The sequence below is a fragment of the Amycolatopsis sp. NPDC101161 genome (genome assembly GCF_044768185.1).
Classification (GTDB): Bacteria; Actinomycetota; Actinomycetes; order Mycobacteriales; family Pseudonocardiaceae; genus Amycolatopsis.
In genome coordinates this window covers 796,789-816,791 of record NZ_JBIWPI010000002.1, presented here as the reverse complement: position 1 = coordinate 816,791, position 20,003 = coordinate 796,789, and the positions used below count along the sequence as shown (strand labels likewise).

The 20,003-nt window shown below is 73.5% G+C and carries 14 protein-coding genes; 8 read left to right on the top strand and 6 right to left on the bottom strand.

The annotated features are described in order from the left end of the window. Genes ACIRSS_RS14970 through ACIRSS_RS14960 form a run of 3 tightly spaced genes read left to right on the top strand, consistent with a single transcriptional unit; the run spans window position 1 to window position 3,070 of the window. Window positions 1-897, top strand: coding sequence for a carbohydrate ABC transporter permease (locus ACIRSS_RS14970; RefSeq protein ID WP_400894856.1), 897 nt, complete (start codon window positions 1-3; stop codon window positions 895-897). Then, window positions 894-1,709 (top strand): carbohydrate ABC transporter permease, encoded by an 816-nt coding sequence (locus tag ACIRSS_RS14965; protein ID WP_400894853.1) that lies wholly within the window; start codon window positions 894-896, stop codon window positions 1,707-1,709. The genes ACIRSS_RS14970 and ACIRSS_RS14965 overlap by 4 nt, the downstream gene beginning before the upstream one ends. Then, window positions 1,706-3,070 (top strand): GH1 family beta-glucosidase, encoded by a 1,365-nt coding sequence (locus ACIRSS_RS14960; protein ID WP_400894851.1) that lies wholly within the window; start codon window positions 1,706-1,708, stop codon window positions 3,068-3,070. Before ACIRSS_RS14965 ends, ACIRSS_RS14960 begins: the two co-directional genes overlap by 4 nt. Before the next feature lie 16 nt (window positions 3,071-3,086). Here the strand turns inward: ACIRSS_RS14960 and ACIRSS_RS14955 are convergent, their stop codons facing one another. Together ACIRSS_RS14955 and ACIRSS_RS14950 are read right to left on the bottom strand one after the other, a co-directional pair. Beyond that, window positions 3,087-6,710, bottom strand: a complete 3,624-nt coding sequence (locus tag ACIRSS_RS14955; RefSeq protein ID WP_400894849.1) for a BTAD domain-containing putative transcriptional regulator — start codon at window positions 6,708-6,710, stop codon at window positions 3,087-3,089. Between the two features lie 329 nt (window positions 6,711-7,039). Next, window positions 7,040-10,288, bottom strand: a complete 3,249-nt coding sequence (locus ACIRSS_RS14950) for a BTAD domain-containing putative transcriptional regulator (RefSeq protein WP_400894846.1) — start codon at window positions 10,286-10,288, stop codon at window positions 7,040-7,042. 180 nt (window positions 10,289-10,468) lie between these two features. Here ACIRSS_RS14950 and ACIRSS_RS14945 point away from each other — a divergent pair, with 180 nt between their 5' ends. Genes ACIRSS_RS14945 through ACIRSS_RS14930 form a run of 4 tightly spaced genes read left to right on the top strand, consistent with a single transcriptional unit; the run spans window position 10,469 to window position 13,007 of the window. Next, window positions 10,469-10,726, top strand: coding sequence for a WXG100 family type VII secretion target (locus ACIRSS_RS14945; RefSeq protein WP_400894845.1), 258 nt, complete (start codon window positions 10,469-10,471; stop codon window positions 10,724-10,726). Further along, window positions 10,723-10,995, top strand: coding sequence for a WXG100 family type VII secretion target (locus tag ACIRSS_RS14940; RefSeq protein ID WP_400894843.1), 273 nt, complete (start codon window positions 10,723-10,725; stop codon window positions 10,993-10,995). Before ACIRSS_RS14945 ends, ACIRSS_RS14940 begins: the two co-directional genes overlap by 4 nt. 35 nt (window positions 10,996-11,030) lie before the next feature. Further along, window positions 11,031-11,633: a LuxR C-terminal-related transcriptional regulator gene (locus ACIRSS_RS14935; RefSeq protein WP_372663443.1), complete on the top strand. Its 603-nt coding sequence runs from the start codon at window positions 11,031-11,033 to the stop codon at window positions 11,631-11,633. Window positions 11,634-11,681: 48 nt separating this feature from the next. Next, window positions 11,682-13,007, top strand: a complete 1,326-nt coding sequence (locus ACIRSS_RS14930; protein ID WP_400894841.1) for an amidase — start codon at window positions 11,682-11,684, stop codon at window positions 13,005-13,007. A 50-nt stretch (window positions 13,008-13,057) separates the two neighbouring features. Here ACIRSS_RS14930 and ACIRSS_RS14925 read toward each other — a convergent pair whose 3' ends face one another. From ACIRSS_RS14925 to ACIRSS_RS14910, 4 genes are all read right to left on the bottom strand, one after another. Beyond that, the gene (locus tag ACIRSS_RS14925) at window positions 13,058-14,221 is read right to left on the bottom strand and encodes a cell division protein DivIVA (RefSeq protein ID WP_400894839.1); all 1,164 of its coding nucleotides are present in this window, start codon (window positions 14,219-14,221) and stop codon (window positions 13,058-13,060) included. A 105-nt stretch (window positions 14,222-14,326) separates the two neighbouring features. Further along, a complete protein-coding gene (locus ACIRSS_RS14920; RefSeq protein WP_400894837.1) occupies window positions 14,327-16,321 on the bottom strand; it encodes an SDR family oxidoreductase in 1,995 nt (664 codons plus the stop codon). 100 nt (window positions 16,322-16,421) lie between these two features. Beyond that, the gene (locus ACIRSS_RS14915) at window positions 16,422-17,096 is read right to left on the bottom strand and encodes a class F sortase (protein WP_400897464.1); all 675 of its coding nucleotides are present in this window, start codon (window positions 17,094-17,096) and stop codon (window positions 16,422-16,424) included. Between the two features lie 242 nt (window positions 17,097-17,338). Next, entirely contained in the window at window positions 17,339-18,784 is a 1,446-nt protein-coding gene (locus tag ACIRSS_RS14910) for a hypothetical protein (RefSeq protein WP_400894835.1), read from the bottom strand. A gap of 320 nt (window positions 18,785-19,104) precedes the next feature. Between ACIRSS_RS14910 and ACIRSS_RS14905 the strand changes: the two genes are divergently transcribed. Beyond that, a complete protein-coding gene (locus ACIRSS_RS14905; protein ID WP_400894833.1) occupies window positions 19,105-19,938 on the top strand; it encodes a Bax inhibitor-1/YccA family protein in 834 nt (277 codons plus the stop codon). Window positions 19,939-20,003 lie beyond the last annotated feature (65 nt).

Here is a 20,003-nt window from a genome sequence, read left to right as displayed (position 1 = left end):
GTGCTCGCTCGTCTCGACCGCAAAGTAACGCCGCTGCTGCTCGTCGCGCCCTTCTTCGTCCTGTTCCTCGTCTTCGGCGCGTTCCCGCTGCTCTACACGGCGTGGGTGTCGCTGCACGACTGGAACCTCCTGGAAGGCGACCAGGGCTACCTCGGCCTGGCGAACTACGGCGAGCTGCTCGCGGACCCGAACTTCTACAACGCGCTCGCCAACACCGTCGGCATCTTCCTGCTCGCCGCCGTCCCGGAGTTCCTGCTGGCCCTGGGCATCGCGGCGCTGCTGGACCGCCCGCTGCGCGGCGCGACCTGGTGGCGCACCGGGGTCCTGCTGCCGAACGTCGTGTCCGTCGTGGCGATCGGGCTCGTGTTCGGTCAGCTGTTCAGCCGCGACTACGGCGTCGTCAACGAAGTGCTCGGCTGGTTCGGCATCGCCCCGGTCAACTGGCAGGCGACGCGGTGGACGTCGCACCTCGCGGTGGCGTCGATGGTGCTCTGGCGCTGGACCGGCTACAACGCGCTGATCTACCTGGCCGCGATGCAGGCCGTGCCCGGCGACCTCTACGAAGCCGCGGCGCTGGACGGCGCGTCGCGCTGGCGGACGTTCTGGTCGATCACCGTGCCGGGCATCCGGCCCGCGCTGGCCTTCACCGCGATCGCCGGGACGGTCAGCGGCCTGCAGCTGTTCGCCGAGCCGCAGCTGTTCGACGCCGGCGGGTCGGGCGGGACCGGCGGCAACGACCGCCAGTTCCAGACGCTGGCGATGTACCTGTACGAGAAGGGCTTCACGCACTTCGACGCCGGTTACGCGGCCGCGCTGACGTGGGTCATGTTCGTCGTCTGCGCGGGGTTCGCGCTGGTCAACTACCGGCTGGTGCGCCGGTTCGTGAGGTCGGCGTGAGGCGGCCCGGCGGCTGGGTCTACGCCGTGCTGATCGGGGTGCTCGGCGCGTCGGTCTTCCCGCTGTACTGGTCGTTCGTGGTGTCCACAAGGGACAACGCGGCGATCGGCGAGACGTCACCCCTGCTGGTGCCGGGCGGGCACCTCTTCGAGAACGTCCGCCGCGTGTTCGACACCGTCGACTTCTGGCTGGCGCTGGGCAACTCGCTGATCGTCGCGGGCACGGTGATGGTGTCCAACGTCGTGCTCGCGAGCCTGGCCGGGTTCGCCTTCGCGCGGCTGCGGTTCCCCGGCCGCAACACGCTGTTCCTGCTGGTCGTCGGCTCGGCGATGGTGCCGGCGCAGCTCGGTGTCATCCCGCTGTACCTGGTCGTCGGCGAGCTCGGCTGGTACGGGCGGCTCGAGGCGGTGATCGTGCCGGGGCTGCTCAGCGCGTTCAGCGTGTTCTGGATGCGGCAGGCGTGCGAGAACGCGATCGACGCCGAGCTGGTCGACGCGGCGACCGTCGACGGCTGCTCGATCCTGCGCACGTACTGGCACGTGGCCGTCCCGTCGCTGCGCCCGGCGGCCGCGGTGCTCGGGATGCTCACGTTCCTGGCCACGTGGAACGACTACTTCTGGCCGCTGGTCGTCCTCGACCCGAACGAGACACCGACCGTGCAGGTCGCGCTTTCCCAGCTCGCCAGTGGGTACTACACCGACTACGCGCTCATGCTGACCGGCGCGACCGTGGGCGTCCTGCCCGTGATCGCGCTGTTCCTGCTGCTGGGCCGCCACATCGTGCGGGGGATTCTGAAAGGGGCGCCGGTATGACCTTCCCGACGGGCTTCCTGTGGGGCGCGGCGACCGCGTCCTACCAGGTCGAAGGGGCGGTGACCGCGGACGGCCGCGGACCGTCCGTCTGGGACACGTTCGCGGCTCGTCCGGGAGCCGTCGTGGGCGACGCTTCCGGCGAGGTCGCCTGCGACCACTACCACCGGTTTCCCGAGGACATCGGGCTGCTGGCGGACCTCGGCCTGAACGCGTACCGCTTTTCGGTGGCGTGGCCGCGGGTGCAGCCGGACGGGCGGACGACGGCACCGGCCGGGCTCGCCTTCTACGACCGGCTGGTGGACGAGCTGCTCGGCCGGGGCATCGTGCCGGTTCTCACGTTGTACCACTGGGACCTGCCGCAGGCGCTGGAAGACGCCGGCGGCTGGCCCGCGCGCGATACGGCGTATCGGTTCGCGGAGTACGCGTGTGTCGTCCACGACGCGCTGGGCGACCGGGTCAAGCAGTGGACGACGATCAACGAGCCGTTCTGCGCGGCGTTCCTCGGGTACGGCAGCGGCGTGCACGCACCGGGCGTCCAGGACTACGACACGGCGCTGGTGGCGGCGCACCACCTCCTGCTGGGGCACGGGCTGGCGACGCGGGCGTTGACCGCGCAGGCCCGGCCGGGCCACGAGTTCTCGCTGGCCCTGAACTTCGCGCCCGCCCTGCCCGACGGCTCGTCGCCGGAGCACCTCGAAGCGGCCCGGAAGTTCGACGGCATCCACAACCGGTTCTTCCTGGACCCGGTGCTGGGCCGGGGGTATCCGCCGGACGTGGTGGCCGACGTCGAGCACCACGGCGGCCGGTTCGCGGCCTCGGTGCGCGACGGCGACACGGACACGATCGCGGCGGCGATCGACTGGCTGGGCGTGAACTACTACGCGCCGGCGCGGGTCACGCCGTTGGCGGATCCTTTGTCGCCGGGCAACTGCCCGCTGCCGGGATTGCGCGGGCTGGACGTGCTGCCGGCGCAAGGGCCGTTGACGGCGTTCGGCTGGGAGCAGGCACCGGCGGTCTTGACCGACCTGCTGGGCTGGCTGTCGTCGCGGTCCGGGTTGCCGCTGGTGGTGGCGGAGAACGGAGCGTCCTTTGTGGACCAGGTGGTCGGCGGCCGGGTGTACGACGCGGCCCGGGTGAACTACTTCCTGGAGCACATCGGAGCGGTCCACGCCGCCATCCGGGCCGGCGCGGACGTGCGCGGGTACTTCGCGTGGTCGCTGCTGGACAACTTCGAGTGGGCGATGGGGTATTCGCAGCGGTTCGGCCTGGTGCACGTGGACTTCGAGACGCAGGTCCGGACGGTGAAGGACTCGGGCCGCTTCCTGGGCCGGGTCGCCAAGGCGAACGCGCTCCCGGAGTGACCGCGGCGATCCCGGGCTAAGGCCGCTGCTGCCGGAAGGCGTCGGCGACCCCCGAGCGGGACGGCGTCTCCAGCTTCCCCAGCAACCGGGCCACGTGCGCCTGCACCGTCCGGCGCGGGAGGGACAGCTCCGCCGCGATGTCCGGGTTGGACTTCCCGTCCGCGACCAGGCTCGCGATCCGGACCTCGATCGGCGTCAGCGACTCCCACCCGTGACCCGGCCGGATCGGCGAGAACAACGCTCCTCGGCGCACGCCCAGCCGGCGCAACCGCGTCTCCGCGCGGCGCAAGTCCCAGCGGGCGCCCAACGCCGTGTACAGCTCCGCCGCCTCTTCGAACGCCGCGTGCGCCGCGTCCAGGCGGCCCGCGCGGGCCAGGAGCACCGCCGCGTCCTCCAGCACCGTCGCCAGCTCCGGGCGGCGGCCGACCGCGCGGAAGTGCTCCGCCGTCGCCAGGACCGCCGCCGGGTCGTCCTCGATCAGCCCCCGGCACCACGACGCCGCCGCGTGGGCGCGCGCCGGGCGTCGCTCCTTCGCCGCCTCCTCCTCGCACACCGCCAGTGCGCGGCGCGCGCGGTCGACTTCGTCCTGCTCCATCGCCAGCCGCACGTACGCCGGGAGCCACTGGTGGCGCAGCATCATCTGCGCGTACGTCGGGTTCAGGATCGGCTCGAGGATCGCCATCGCGCGGACCCGGTCGCCGCGCTGCTCGGCCGCCAGCGCGTCCGCCACCAGCAGGAAGTCGAAGCTCTCGCGCTCGGCGCCGGTCGCCGGGGCGTACTCCTCCGCCGCGTCGAGGTGGGCCGCCGCCTGGGCGCGGTCGTCGCGCCGGCCCGCGATCAGGGCCGCGACGCCGTGCAGCAGCAGCGCCGCCGGGCCGGGCTCGCGCAAGCCGTAGAACGTGATCGCCGGGCCGTCCTCGGTGACCGTGTCCAGCTCGACCAGGGCCTCGTCCCAGCGGCCCTCCCAGTACCGGTGCACCGCGACCGAAACCTGCAGCCCCACCGGCATCGCGTGCCGCGCCGCGACGTCGCCCGCCGCGCGCAGGGCCGCGTCCGCCTCGGCGAGCCGGTCGAGGTTCTGCAGCGTGAAGACGCGGTTGTCGAGCAGGTCGAGGTGCAGGTCGGCGAGCTCGTGCTCGTCGCCGACGGCCTCGATCGCCGCGTCGATGTGCGCCAGCGCGGAATCGTGCTCGCGGCGCACGGAGTCGACCAGCCACAACGACTGCAATGCGTGCGCGGTCAGGTACCGGTCGCCGTCGGCGAACGACTTCGTCTCGTACGCCGCCTTTTCCGCCGTGTCCAAATCGGACAGATCGCCGCGCCGGAAGTTCGCCAGCAGCTGCCGGTGCTTGACCCGCCACAGCTCCGGCACGGCCGGGTCGTCGACCGACGCGGCGAGCGTCGCGACCGCGCCTTCGGTGTCACCACGGCGGTGCCGCAGCGCCGCCAGGACGTGCCGCATCTCTTCGACGGCGTCCGGCTCGGTGGCGACGTCGAGTGCTTGCTGCGCCAGCGTTTCCGGGTTGCGCTCCAGCCGGAACAGCACCTTGACCAGCGCCACGAGCAGGACTTCGCGACGGTCCCCGGCGCCCGCGGCCAGCGCGCGTTCCAGCAGCTCGACGGCGATCAGCGGCGCCCGGTTGGACACGGCCGCGTGGTGCGCGGCCAGCCAGTCCAGCACCCATTCGTCCACTGTGGCCGGTGCGGCGACCAGCTGCTCGGCGACGCGCTTCACCGGCGCGCCGATCCCGGCAAGCGCTTCGGCGGCCTGCCGGTGCAGCGCCGCCCGCGTCCCGGCCAGCAGCCGGTCGTAAAGTGCCTGGCGCAACAGGGGATGCCGGAACGCGAGCTGCGTCCCGGTGTCGATGAGGACGTTCGCGGCGACGGCCTCTTCGAGCGGTTCCAGCAGGTCCGACGGCCGCGTGCCGAGCACCGCGGCGATGTCCCCGACGGCGAACTCCATGCCCAGCAACGCGCCCCAGCGCAGGACTTCCTGCGTGCGGGCGGGCAGGAAGTCGAGCCGCCGGTCGACCGCGGCGACCAGCGAGCTCGGCGTCTCGAACTCGGCCGGGTCGTCGACGTCGGCCTCGCCGCCGGACACCTCGACCGCGCCGGCGCGCAGCAGGACGTCGACCATTTCCCGGACGTACAACGGGTTCCCGGCACCACGAGCGGCCAGCTCGCGCAGCCCGGGCCCGGGTGCCGCGCCGATCTGGTCCTCGATCAGGCGGCCGACGTCGTCGCCGCTCAACGGCGCCAGGTCGAGCACGACGCCGTCGCGGGCCTGGACGCCGCGCCGCAGCTGGGCGAGCTCGGCGCGGTCCGGCGCCGGCCGGGTCGCGGCCACCAGCAGCAGCGGCAGCTGCCGGGTCGCCGCGCACAGGCGGTGCCAGACCAGCACGGACGCCTCGTCGGCCCACTGCAGGTCATCGACGACCAGCACCTGTGGCGAGTCCGCGCACAGCTCGTCGACCAGCGCCAGCAGCCGGTCGACGGCGCCGAGCACCGGGTCGGCGGGCCCCCAGCTGCGCCGCACCGGGTCGCCCGAGAGCTCTTTCGCGAGACGCGCGCGCCGCGGGTCGGCCGAATGCGCGTCGATCTCGAGGCACTCCAGCATCACCTGCAACGGGAAGCGGGTGCTCAGCTCGTCGGCGGCCGCCCACAGGCGCTGGAAGCCGGGGCCGTCCGGCAGGGTGCTGGTCAGCAGCTCGGACTTGCCGATCCCGGCCTCGCCCTCGATCCACACGGCCCGGCCGCGCCCGGCCCGGACGTCGGCGACGAGCTCGGCGAGCCGGGCCGTTTCGGCTTCGCGGCCGAAGAGCCGGTGCCCGGTGACCTCGACCGGCGCCGCGGGCGCGTCGAGGGCCGGGTCCTGGGCGAGGATCCGCTGGTGGAGCCGCTGCAGCGCGGGCCCGGGTTCGACGCCCAGCTCACCGACGAGGGTGGCGCGGGCGTCGCGGAAGACGTCGAGGGCGTCGGCGTGCCGGCCGCTGCGGTAGAGGGCGAGCATGAGCGACTCGCGCAGCGACTCCCGCAGCGGGTGTTCGCCGGCCAGCACGGCCAGTTCGGGCGCGAGGTCGAGGTGGCCGCCGAGGGCGAGGAGAGCCTGGGCGCGCCGTTCGAGGGTGTCGAGCCGCAGCTCGGCGAGGTACTCGCGGTGCCGTTCGGCGAACCCGCCGGGCACGCCGGAGAGCGCTTCCCCTTGCCAGAGCGCGAGGGCGGCGTCGAGCTCGGTGACGGCGGCTCGCGGATCGCCTCGGTCCAGGTGCTGCTGGGCCTGTTCGCGGTGGCGTTCGAAGACGGCGGCGTCGAGCGCGTCTGCACCGAGCAGCAGCGAGTACCCGGCGGGGTCCGAGACGAGGACGCTGGCCGCCGACCAGCGCGACCGGTCGGGTTCGAGGGCGCGCCGCAGCCCCGAGACGTAGGTGTGGACGCTGCCCTCGACGCTCGCGGGCGCGGAGTCGCCCCAGACGCCGGCGATCAGCTCGGCCCGGGGGACGGGCCGGCCGGCGTTGACCGCGAGCACGGCGAAGATCGCGCGCTGACGAGCGGGGCCGAGGCCGATCTCGGCCGCCCCGCGCCAGGCCCGCAGGGGTCCCAGCAAGCCCACTCGCAGACCGGTGTCCGCTTCCCCTCGCATGTCCCTGCCGTTCCCTCGGGGGACGAACCCGCCGGGGGCGGGCCCCCAGGACCCCGGCGGACGTTTTCGTGCCGAGCTTACCGACGTGGCAAGCCCCGATCGGGTTGCCTGGTGACGGGATCCGGCCGCGGTGGGTATCGATCACCTGACCGGTACGCCGATGGCGCGGCCGGGCGCCCGGAGCCTGTGGAGGGGCGACCTTCGGGCGCTGCCGGTGGCGGGGTTGGCTGAGCGGGCCGCGGGATCGCTCGCCGGCGGCCGCGCGGCGCCTGGCTGCCGGGGCGGGGCTGTGGAGGAGCGGCCTTCGGCCGATGCCGGAGCTGGGAGGCTTACTCGCCGGCGACCGCGCGGGACCGCACCGCGCCCGCCCGCCGGATCCCGAACGGCTGCATCCGGCTCTCCGCGCGCCGCACGTCCCACACCGCGCCCATCCCCGTGTACGCCGTCAACGCCGTCCGGAACGCCGCTCGCGCGTCGTCGAGGCGGCCCGACTCCGCCAGCAGGATCGCCGCGTCCTCGGTCGCTTTCGCCTGCTTCAGCAGCCGGCCCGCCGCGCGGTAGTGCGAAACCGCCGTCAGCACCGGTTCCGGGTCGCCGGTGATCAGCCCGCGGCAGTGCGCGGCCGCCGCCGCGTGGGCCGGCGGGACCTCGCCCTCCCCGGACAGCAAGCGCACCGCCTCCTGCGCGCGGTCCGGCACGCCCAGCCGCAGCGCCAGCCGGACCACGTCCGGCAGCCACTGGTGGCGCGCGGCCGGCGGGTAGTTCTCCTCCAGCAGCGGCAGCAACGCCGCCAGCGCCGCCTCGGGCCGGCCGTCCTGCTCGGCCAGCAGCGCGCGGGCCGCGAGCAGGAAGTCGCCGCCGTCGGGCTCGAGCCCCGGCGGCCACTGCCGCCGGCCCGCCGCGTCGATGTGCGTCCGGGCCACCGCCGGCTCGCCGCGGTGCCCGGCGATCAGCGCGCCGACGCCGTGCACCAGCAGCGCCGAACCGGGGCTGCGCAGGACGTACGACGCCGTCTCCGCGCCGTCGCGGATCACCGCGTCCAGCTCTTCGAGGGCCTCGGGCCAGCGGCCCAGCCAGTAGTAGTGGACCGCGCCGGCCAGGTGCATCTCGCCCGGCACCGCGCGGGTCGCGGCGATCCGCCGGGCCGCCTGCAGGGGTTCCGCGGCTTCGTCGAGGCTGTCGAGCGTCGGCACGGACAGCGCCGCGTCGTCCAGCGGGTGCAGCCCGGCCGGCGCCAGGACCGTCTCGTCGCCGAGCCGCTCCAGCGTGGCCAGCAGCGACTCGTGCCGCCCGCGCCACATCTCCGGGACGTCGACGTCGTCGAGGGTCCGCTTCAGCTCGGCCGTCGCCTCGGCGAAGTCACCGCGGCGGTAGTAGACGTAGGCGAGGATCCAGCGCATCTCGGCCGCGCGCCGGCTGTCGGACGTCCGCGCGACGACCGAGCGCGCTTCGGCTTCCGGCTCCCGGCCGAGCCAGAACAGCAGCCGCGCGAGCGTCGCGGTCAGCGTCTCGCGCGCGTCCGGCGGCAGCGCGCCCTGCGTGACGGCGTGGCGCAGCAGGTCGACGGCGACGCGCGGGGTCTCGGTGGCGACCGACCCGATGTTGTCCAGCAGCCACGTCGTCACCCACGGGTCGACCTGGGCGGGCGCCGCGGCGAGCTGCTCGGCGACGCGGGCGGCGGGAGCGCGCGCGGCCGCGAACGCCTCGGCCAGCTGCCGGTGCAGCGCCACCCGCATCGCCGCGGGCGTCTTTTCGTAGAGCACGCGGCGCAGCAACGGGTGCCGGAACGCCAGCCGGTCGCCCGACTCGACGAGCACCCCGGACGTGATCGCCTCGTCGACCGCGCCGACCAGCGCCGTCGGCGGCCGCTCGGTGGCGACGGCGATGTCCGACAGCGAGAACTCGCGGCCGAGCAGCGCGGCCCAGCGCAGCGTGTCCCGGGCGCCGCTGGAGAGGAAGCTCAGGTACAGCGTGATGCGCGACCCCAGCGGCGCCGGGATGGTCTGGCACGAGTTGCCGTCCAGGTGCGCGTGGACGCCGTCGAGCACGATCATCGACTGCGCCAGCAGCGTCTCGACGATTTCCTTGGTGTAGCGCGGGTTCCCGGACCCGTAGGACACGAGCGTCCGCAGCCCCGGCCCGGGGGGCGCGCCGACCAGCTCGGTGGCCAGTTCGGTGGTCTCGGCTTCGGCCAGGGGCGCCAGCGCGACAACGGTCGTGACATCGTTGTCGAGCTCGGCTCGCAGCTCGTCGAGCGCGGCCGGCTTCGGTACCGGCCGGCACGCGCCCACCAGCAGCAACGGCAGCTCCCGCGTCTCCCGGCTCAGGTACCGCCAGACGCGCAGGGTGGTGTCGTCGGCCCAGTGCAGGTCGTCGACGACGAGCACCAGCGGCGCCTCCGCGCACAACTCGCGGACCAGCCCGAGCAGGCTGTCGACGGGGTCCTCGCCCGACCGCTCGCCGAGCCGGGCGGCCAGGTTCGCGCGGCGCTCGTCGGTGGCCCGCGGGTGCACGCCCAGGGCGTCCAGCAGCGGCCGCAGCGCGAACCGCTGGTCCAGCGCGTCCGCCGCGGCGAACGCGGGCTTGAGGTCGTGGGCCATGGCGACCAGCTCGGCCAGCAGCGCCGTCCGGCCGCTACCGGGTTCGCCTTCCAGCCACAGCGAATGGCCGGTGCCCGCGGCGACGTCGGCGACGGCTTCGCGCAGCCGGGCCAGCTCCGCCGTCCGGCCGACGAAGACGTCGGCGCGCTCGGGCATCGCCGTGACCGGCGAGCGCGGCACCCGCACCGGCGGCGGCGGTTTCGGCGCCGGCTGGTCCCGCAGCTCGTCGTGCAGCCGCCGCAGCGCCGGACCCGGCTCGGTGCCGGAGGACTCGACGAGCCGGTCGCGGACGTCGGTGTAGACGGCGATCGCCTCGGTCCGCCGGTCGGACCGGGCCAGCGCGCGCATGAGCAGGCCGCGCAGCGTTTCGCGGAACGGGTGCTCGCGGGTCAGCGCGGTCAGCTCGGCGATGAGCTCGGCGTGCCCGCCCGACTCCAGGACGATCTCGGCGCGCCGCTCGATCGTCGCCAGCCGCACCTCGGCCAGCCGCGCGCGCTGGGCGGCGGCGAACGGCCCGGGCAGCCCCGAGAGCGGGACGCCGTGCCAGAGGTCGAGGGCCTCGTCGAGGACTTCGCGCGCGCCGCGCGAGTCACCGGCCGACTGCTTGCGCTGGGCCAGTTCCCGCAGGGCTTCGAAGCGGTGGACGTCGATCGCGCCGGCGTCCAGGCGCAGTGAGTAGCCGGACCCGATCGACGCGAGCAGCTGCGGGCCTTCGCCCTTGGCGCGGCCGGGTTCGAGGGCGCGCCGCAGCCCGGAGACGTAGGTGTAGATGGAACCCTGGGCGCTCTGCGGCGGCGCCTCGCCCCAGACGGCGTCGATCAGCTCCTCGCGCGAGACCGTGCGGTTCGGGTTCATCGCCAGTACCGCGAGAACCGTCCGACGGTGCGCGGAGCCGAGGTCGAGCTCCGTTTCGCCCTGCCACGCCTTGACCGGGCCGAGCATTTGGAGTCTCGGTGCGGCGCCGTCCGCAGCCGACATCGGTCTCCCTTCGTGCGCTGACGAACCGTCACGCGCCGGATGCCTGACGTGAGCATACGCGGCCGTCGTGAACCGGCAGGCAAGGATGGCGGACATTCGGGCAACGGCGCACGGGCGGGGTTCCGCCGGGCCGCGGCGTGCGCGACGCTCGGGGGCGCCGAGACCTCGAGGAGCCCGAAAATGGCCACAGCCGAGCCGACCGAGGACATGAAGCGGGCGGCCGCCCGCTTCGCCTACGCCGTCGACGCAGCCGGCTCCCACCTCCGTGACGTCGCCAGCGAAATGGCGTTGGTGCAGGCGTCCTGGCGCGGCGAGGCGTCGGTGCGGTTCGGCCAGGCGATGAGCGACTGGGAGCAGGAGTTCGACGTGATCCTCTCGCGGCTGGCGCGGCTGCTCGAGACGACCGGCGGCCGGGTGCCGCTGCCCCGGCGGCCATGAGCCGGCCCGAGCTGGACGTCCGGTTCGCCGACCTGGTGCTCGACCGGATGGGCGCGATCACCGGTGAGCTGGGCGACCTGCTCGCCGAGCTGGAGTCCACTGTGGAGCCGGAGCTGGCCGGCTGGACCGGCGAGGCGCGCGAGGAGTACCTCCGTGCGAAGCGCGAGTGGGGGCGGGCGGCCGAGCGGATGCCGGGGTGCCTGGAGCGGGCGCGGGAGGCGTTCGGCGAGCTGGCGGGCTCCGTCTTCGCGGGCGTGAAGACGGAATAGGGACGGCGTGAAGACGGGCCGTCCACACTGCGACCATGAAGCCCGTCGAAGTGACCGTCCTCGCCTCGGACCCGATCACGCACGCCGGCGCGGTGAGCCTCCTGGAAAGCCATCCGGACGTCCGGATCACCGACCTGGTGCCCGACGTGCTGCTGGTGATGGAGGAGCACGTCACCGAGGCCGTGCTGGGCGAGATCCGGGCCGCGAAGGCGTCGCACGTCGTGCTGGTCGTCGAGCACTTCCGCGAGAGCGACCTGATGTCGGTGCTGGAGAGCGGCGTCGTGGCGATCCTGCCGCGCCGCGAGACGGGCGGCGCCGAGCTGGTGACGGCGGTGCTCGCGGCGGGCGACGGCACCGCGAACCTGCCGCCGCGGCTGCAGGGGGCGCTGCTTTCGCAGGTCCAGCGGATGCGCAAGGACGTGCTGGAGCCGAACGGGCTCACGCTGTCCGGGCTCGCGGCCCGCGAGTGCGACGTGCTGCGGCTGGTCGCCGAGGGCTTCGGGACCGAAGAGATCGCGGCGAAGCTGTGCTACTCCGAGCGGACCGTGAAGAACGTCCTCTACGGCTTGATGACGCGGTGCGGCCTCAACAACCGCGCCCACGCCGTCGCCTACGCGCTGCGGGCGGGCGCGATCTGAGACGCTTTCTTCGCCACTGTCACCTTTTCGTGGGCTAGGGTCGCGATCATGGTGTCGACCGCCGCCGAGATCGCGGCTTCCGTGCGGGCCGGGCAGCTCGACCCGGTCCAGGTGACCAAGGAGGCCCTCGACCGGATCGCGGCCGCGGACGGCGTGGTCGGCGCCTTCCGCCGGGTGCGCTCGGCCGAGGCGCTCGAGGAGGCCGCGGAGGTGGCCGCGCGGCCCGATCTGGCGTCGTTGCCGCTGGCCGGGGTGCCCGTCGCGGTCAAGGACGTCACGGAGATCGCCGGCGAATACGCGTCGCACGGTTCGCTGGCGGGGCCGTCTTCGCCCTTCGACGCGGACGGCGTGGTCGCGGCCCGGCTGCGGGCGGCGGGCGCGGTGCTCGTCGGGCTGACGCGGGTGCCGGAGCTGTGCGTCTGGCCGATGAGCGACACCCCGGATGGCATCGCCCGCAACCCCTGGGACCCGACGTACGCCTCGGGCGGTTCGTCGGGCGGCAGCGCGGCGGCGGTGGCGGCGGGCCTGGTCCCGCTGGCCCACGGCACGGACGGCATGGGCTCGGTCCGCCTCCCGGCGGCGATGTGCGGGCTGGTCGGCCTGAAGCCGGGCGCGGGCGAGCTGTCGGAGGGCGGCTGGTTCGGCATGTCGGTCCACGGCCCGCTGGCGACGACGGTCGCGGACGCGGCGCTGCTGTACTCGGTGCTCGCCGGCGATCCTTCGCTGGCGTCGGTGCCTTCGCCGGCCGCGGTGCGCATCGGGATGTCGACGACGGTGCCGCTGCTGCGCACCCCGGTGCCCCGCGAGCTGGTGGCGGCGGTGTCGACGGCGGCGGGTCTGCTGGCCTCGGCGGGGCACGCGGTGTCACCGGCCGCGCCCCGCTACCCGGCGACGATGGTCCTGGGCATGACGGCCCGCTGGCTGGCGGGCCCGGCCGTCCAGGCGGCGGACTTCGACTTCGCGCGGTTCCAGCGCCGGACGCGGATGCACGTCCGGGTCGGCCGGCTGCTGTCCCGGGCGGGCCTGATCCGCTCGAGCACGCGTGACCGGTGGGTCGCGCGGGCCGCGGAGTTCTTCGCTTCGCACGACGTCCTGATGACGCCGACGCTGTCGCATTGGCCGGTGAAGGCGGGGCGCTGGCACGAGCGCCGGTGGTTGACGAACGTGCTGCCGTCGACGCGCTTGGCGGGGTTCACGGGCCAGTGGAACTTCGCGGGCTACCCGGCGATCACGGTCCCGGTGGGCCGGTCGGCGCGGTCGGGGCTGCCGACGTCGGTCCAGCTGGTGGGGCGGCCGGGCGAGGAGTCGTTGCTGCTGGGCCTGGCGGCTCAGCTGGAGGCCGCGAACCCGTGGCCTCGCACCGCCCGCTCCTGACACGGCGAAGGCCGCCTCGAACGCTCGAGGCGGCCTTCAGCGTCAAAAGCTCAGGAACCCGGCTTGCTCGCCGTCGGGGACAGGGGCTTGGCGCCGTTCCCGTTCCCGTTGCCGTTGCCGTTCGCTGGCTTGGTCGCCGGGCCGTTCGAGTTGCCCGGCTTCGCGGCCTGGGCGACCGGCTTCGGCGTCGGCTTCGCGGCCACCGGCTTCGCCGGGATCGACGGCTGGACCACCGGCACCACCGGGGCCGACGGCGTCGTCGCCGAATCGTCCGCCGAGTCGCCGCCCACCAGCTTCGACGCCTGCGGGATCACCGCCTCCTCTGGCAGCGCCGCCAGCTGCGTCTCGCTGCGGTTGAGGATGTCCTCGGCCGCCGCGAGGCTCTTGCGGGCCTGCTCGCGGATCTCCGCCAGGCGCTCGACCTTGCGGTTGGCCGCCGTCGTGCGCTGGGCCGCCTGGGTCGTCGCCTCGTCGAGACGGCGGCGGGCCTCCGCCGTGGCCTCGTCGAGCCGCCGCTTGGCCTCCGCCGTCGCCTCCGCGAGCCGGCGCTCGGCCTGGTTCTTGCTCGCCGTGCGCTGGTCCGCGACGTGCTTCTCCAGCGCCGCCTTCTGGGCCGCCTGGGACGCCTCGAACTCGCGCTCGAGCTTCCGCCGCTTCCGCTCCGCCTCGTTGTCCAGCAGCTCGCGCCGCTGGGCCGCCTCGACGGTCAGCCGCTGCACCTCCGCGCGCGTCTCGGCGAGCGCGTTCTCGTGCTCCGAGTGCAGCAGGTCGGCCTGCTTGTCCAGCTCCGCGACCAGCCTCGTGTACCGCTCACGCAGCTTCGTCGACGCCTCGGTCGAGCCCGCCCACGTCTTCTCCGCGGCGGCCTCGGCGCGCTTGATGATCTCGTCCGCGCGGGCCTGCGCGAGCGTGACCGTGCGCTGCATCCGCTCGTCGAGGTCCTCGAGCCGCTCCGGCGGCTTCTTCAGCTCCTCGATGCGCGCCTCCAGCGACGCCACCTTCGACCGGGCCGACTCGGCGTCGCGCGCGGCGGCGGCGGCCTGCGCGGCGGCGGCGTCGCGTTCGCTGAGCACGCGGCGCAGCTGGGCCTCGACGTGGTCGAGGTACTGGCGGACTTCGTTGCGGTCGAAGCCGTGCCAAGCCTGTGTGTACTCGCGGCGGAGGGGGAGGAGGCCGTTGAGGGCGGTTGCGGCGGGGTCGCGCTCAGGAACCATGCGCCCGACCGTACCCGGGGACCGTCCGCTTCCGCCGTCCGGCTTAACGAATCACCAACACGTGTCGCCGTGTCGCCGGAACGGCCTCACCCCGGAAACCCTCAGTCACCAGTGGAACCCGCGCGAAAGCCGGGCCAGCGCCATCGCCGCGCGCGAGAGGTGTTTCTCGCCACGCCCGATCTTGAGCTCGCCCGAACCGCCCGCCGCGGTCGAATCCGGGAAGATCCGGAAACCCTGGTACGCGACGGCGTCGGTGAGGCCCGGCGTGAGCGTGTAGGCGAGCCCGATCGCCTGCCCGGCCGGGGTGCCGATGTGCTTCGGCCGCTCGACGAGCGCCTTCAGCACCATGTCCGCGGCCTGCTCCGGCGACTTCGTCGGGAACGCGTCGTAGATCTTCGTCGGGCGGATCATCGGCGTGCGCACGAGCGGCATGTGAATGGTGGTGAACGTGATCCCGTCGCCGTGCGTCTCGGTCGCCGCGATCCGCGAGAAGTAGTCCAGCGCCGCCTTCGACGCCGCGTAAGCCGAGAAGCGCGGCGCGATGCCCTGGACACCGATCGACGACACGTTCACGATGTGCCCGAACTTCCGCTCCGACATGTGCGGCAGCACCGCGAGGATCAGCCGGACCGCGCCGAAGTAGTTGATCGCCATCGCGCGCTCGTAGTCGTGCATCCGGTCGTAGGACAGCTTGATCGACCGGCGGATCGACCGGCCGGCGTTGTTGACCAGCATGTCGATCCGGCCGTGCTCGGCCAGCATCGCGTCGACGGCCTTGTGCACCGAGTCCTCGTCGGTCAGGTCGGCCGGGTACACCGACGCCGTGCCGCCGGCCGCGACGATCTCGTCGCGGACCTCTTCGAGCTCGTGCTGGCGGCGCGCGACGAGCAGCGGGACCCCGCCCGCGGCCGCGACCTTCAGCGCCGTCGCCCGGCCGATGCCCGAGGACGCACCGGTGATGATCACGCGGCGGCCGTCCAGCTCGCCGCGCGGGCCGTGCTTGCGCGCGCGGAAGGGGTCGAGGTGCTCACGCCAGTAGCGCCACAGCGTCGGCGCGTAGTCCTCCAGCCGGGGGACCTCCACGTTGCCGGCCAGCGCCTTGCGCGTCTCGGTCGAGGAGAACACCGACGGGAACGCCATCGTCTCCAGCAGCACCGGCGGGATGCCGAACCGCTCGAGCACGGCGTCGCGGGCGATGGTGACGCCGGGGATGTGCTCGGTCAGCTTGACCAGCCCGACGATCCGCTTCGAGAGGCCCGCGCCGAGCTGCGCGGTGATCGTCGGCGCGCCGGCGGCCTTCGCGAAGGCGTTGTACACCGACACGACCGGCTGCGGCTCGGGGTTGACCAGGTGGAACGCGTGGCCGTCGAGCCCGGGCTTGACGACCAGCTCCAGCAGCGCCTTGGCGACGTAGTCGACCGGCACGATGTTGGTGTCGCCGAGGTCCGGCCCGACGAGCGGCAGCACGTCCGGCAGCCCGGCGAGGCGGTTGATCGCGGGGAAGAGGTAGTACGGGCCGTCGATCTTGTCCATTTCGCCGGTCTCGGAGTGCCCGACGACGACGGCGGGCCGGTACACCCGCCACGGCACCCGGTCCTGCTCGCGGACGATCTTCTCGGCCTCGAACTTCGTCCGGTGGTACGGCGTGACGAGCCGCTGCCCGGCGTCGAACATCTCCTCGGTGAAAACACCTTCGTGGTCGCCCGCGACGGCCACCGAGGACACGTGGTGCAGGCAGCCGGCGCGCAGGTCGGCGGCGAGGTCGACGACGGCGCGCGTGCCGTCCACATTGGCCTTGATGCTTTCCTCGTCGTCGGCGGTGAGGTCGTAGAGCGCGGCCAGGTGGACGACGTGGTCGACGCTGCCGCGCAGTTCCTCGCGGTCCGCTTCGGACACGCCGAGCAGCGGCTCGCCGAGGTCGCCGGTCACGAGCGTGACGCGGTCGGAGTGCGGCCACTGGTCGACGAGCGCGGCCAGCTTGGCCTTGCTCGACGCGCGGACCAGCAGCGCGACGCGGTCGTCGTCGGGACGGGAGAGCAGCAGCCGGGTGAACTGGCGCCCGATCAGTCCGGTCGCCCCGGTCACCAAGAACGTCGCCATCGTCTTCACACCTCTCACCGCTTGCCCTGACCCTGGGCATTCTGCTGCATGGCGACGTCACTGACCACCGTGCCGAAACGTGATGTTACCCACGAGTAACTTATTCGGGGTCCGCGACGACGACGCGGTTCTCCTCGTAGCCGTCCGCGCCGCCGACCCAGCGGCCGCCGCAGGTCACCAGCACCACGCGGTGCGGGCCGGACTGGCCGAACAGCTCGTCGGCGCGGGCGGGCAGGTCGTCCTTGTGCACCGTGACCAGCTGGGAGACGCGGAAGCGCCAGGTCTTGCCCGCACTGTCCACAATGGTCACCTCGCCGCCGATCCGCGCGGACCACAGCTCGGCGAACGGCCCGGTGGCGCCCCGCCAGTTGACGTGCCCGGCGAAGACGCTCGCCCCACCGGCGGCGCCCAGTTCGGCGCCCCACCAGGTCGCCTGGCCGAGGTCGGCGGGGATGGGGAGCTCGCCGCCGGGGCCGAGGTCCTTGCGGACCAGGGAGGCGGTGCCGCCGGCGGGCAGCCGGACGGTGCCGGGCTGCTGCGGGGGAGGCGGCGGCGGGGCGGAGGTCTGCGCGGCCGGAGCCGCGGGAGCGGCGCTGGCGGTCGCCGGCGCGGGCGGCGGCGGTGCGGGCGTTGCCGGACGGGCTGCCGGCCCGGCGGCCCCGGCGGCGGGAAGTGCGGTCCCGGCGACGACAGCCATGGGCGGCGAGGTGACCACGGTGCCGCCGAACTGGATCGCGAGGACGGTGGCCGCGCCCAGCGCGAAGCCGACGAGCAGCCGCCCGCGCTTCGGTTTGGGCGCGACCGGCTCGCGATGGTCACCGGGCGGCTCCTCCTCGACGGCCGCCCAGCCGGTGCCGCGGTGCCATTCCTCGACGAACCAGTCTTCGCGCTGCCGACCATCGCCGGTGTCGCGCGGAGGCTCGGCGCCGGGGCGGTACAGCGTCCCGTCGTCGTCCGCCGACCAGCCGCTCGGGTTCAGTCCCGGCCAGTCCTTCCGGTGATCACGTGCCATCCCGCTTACCTGCGCGTGGCCCGCCGCGCGGCGCGGGCGACCAGCCCGGCGCCCACCAGCACCAGCAGGCCGAGCCCGGCCAGCCCCGGCGCGGAGTAGCTCGTCTCGACCGCGCCCCGCGCCTGGACCGACGGCGGGCCACCCGCCGGGATCGCGCGCGGGACCTCGTTCGGCTTGTTCACCACCGTCAACGCCAGCGTCTCGCCCGGTTTCACCGTGCCGCACGCCGACGGCGGGTTCTTCGGGTCGTACGCGTTCGTGTAACCCGGCGGCGGGCCGGCCTCCACGACGCAGATCTCCTGCGGCGCGCGCAAACCGTCGACCGTCACGCCACCCGTCGCCCCGTCCGTCGTGACGACCACCGGCTTGCCGTCGGCGCCGGTGAGCGGCTTGCCGTCCTGGCCCAGCGCGGCCGTCGCCTTGTCCTTGCCCGTGAGCCGCAGGACCGCGCCGCCGACGCCCTTGCCCGTGTTCGCGTCCGTCTTCGTCACCTGGACCTTGCCCGGCTTCGAGACGCTGACCACGCCCTGCGCCGTCAGCTCCTTCTCGCCGCCGGTCGAGACGACGCGCTGCTTACCGGTGTCGACCGGCACCCGCACGTACGGCCGGTCGGCCGGCGCGGACAGCGACGCCACCAGCTTCGGCTGCTCGCCGGTCGGGGTCAGCTTCACCTTCACGGTCCCGTCCGCACCCGTGTCGAGCGTGACGTCCTTCGCGGCGCCCTGCGGGCTCGCGTTCCCCGCTGCCGGTTCGCCGCCCAGGGTCGCGGCCGACGCCACCAGCTTCACCGCCACGCCGGGCACGCCCTTGCCCTTGGCGTTCTTCACCGTGACCGTCCACTCGGCGGCCTCGCCGGGGTACTGCGGGTCCTTCGGCGTGGTCACCGACGCCGTCCACGGGCCGCGGTTGGCCACCGCTTCGGCCGTCAGCGCTTCGACGGCGGCTTGGGCGCTCGCCGGCAGCTTCCCCAGGTGGTACGGCGCGTCGTAGCCGAGCTTCGCGGCGGGCAGCGACGGGTCGAGGTCGGCGGGGGTGCGCGGCGCCGACGTCCAGGAGTGGAGCAGGTGCGCCAGCGCGGCGGCCTCGTCGGGCTTCTTCGTGTCGCCGTAGCGCAGCAGCAGGTACGAGATGTTCGCCGCCTGCTCGGCCGGGAGCTTCGTGCCCCACTTCGTCAGCAGCTCGTCGCCGGGTTTGTAGACCTCGTCGGTGTCCGGTGCCTTGAGCTGGAAGCTGACGCAGAACACCTGCTGGCCGCCGACGATGTAGGACCCCAGCCAGTTCCGGGAACCGGTGCCGTTCTGGCCGGGCTGGACGGCGTAGCCGATGCCCTCCTGCTTCGCGGCGTAGGCCGCCGGAGCCGCGACGGTCACGGAGAGCGCGCCCAGCAGGGCCGCGGCGACCAGGCCGGTGAGTGCGCGGACGCCCGCGCGGGGACGTGTCGACCACCTCATGGTGTGCAGGCTCCTTCGTCGGACGCGGCTGCCGGGCAGCCGCGTCTCCGCAGGTCACGTGATTGATCAAGTCCCCGACGCGCGCACGGTGAGCATCCGGGCACGCCAGGTGAGGGTCACTCGGAAGGGGCTGGGGTGTCTACCGCTCTTCGGGTGGCTGTCGCCGAACGGTCGTGATCTCCGTCGCATACGGTGTCCACCGAGGCCAGAGGCCGTCCGTCGAGTAAAGTCGTCTTTACTCGACGGGAACCGCCCGCTCCCGGCGGTCGTTGAACCCGATGCAGCGTCGATCCACGAAGCAGCAGATCCAGGAGGATCAGGTGCGTTCCAGTAGCAACCCGGCGTTCCGCAACCTGCCGCACGGCGGAACGCAGACTTACGGCCAGTACGGCCCCCCGGTGGGCTTCAACCAGCCCCAGGGCGGCGTGCCCGGGTACGGCCCGGGACAGACCCGCTCCGGTGAGGGCGACCGCCCGATGACGGTGGACGACGTCGTCGTCAAGACCGGCATGAGCCTCGGCGTCGCGCTGCTCGTCGGCATCGTCACGGCGATCTGGGCCCAGACCGAGCTGGCCGACACCGGCCGGCTCTCCGGCGCCCTGATCGGCGCCATGCTCGGCGGCCTCGTCGTCGGGCTCGTCATCTCCCTCGTGATCATCTTCCGGCAGAAGCCGAGCGGCCCGCTGACGCTGGTCTACTCGGCGGCCGAAGGGCTCTTCCTCGGTGCGCTCAGCGGCGTGTTCGAGGTCGTCTACCCGGGCATCGCGCTGCAGGCGATCATCGGCACCGCCGGTGTCTTCATCGGCATGCTGGTCGTCTACAAGACCGGCGCGGTCAAGGTGACGCCGAAGCTGACCAAGTGGATCGTCGGGGCCGTCGTCGGCGTCGCGATCCTGATGCTGTTCAACCTGATCAGCTCGCTGTTCTTCGGGTTCAACCCGCTGCGCGACGGCGGCCCGCTCGCCATCGTGTTCAGCATCGTCTGCATCGGCATCGCGGCGTTCAGCTTCCTGCTCGACTTCGACCAGGCCGACCGGATGATCCGCGAGGGCCTGCCGTCGAAGTGGGCCTGGTACACCGCGTTCGGCCTGATGACGACGCTGGTGTGGCTGTACCTGGAGATCCTGCGGCTGCTGTCGTACCTCCGCGAGTAACCCTGGCTCACTGTCCCGCGATGAAGGCGCTCCGTAACCAACCGGGGCGCCTTCTTTGTGGGTAA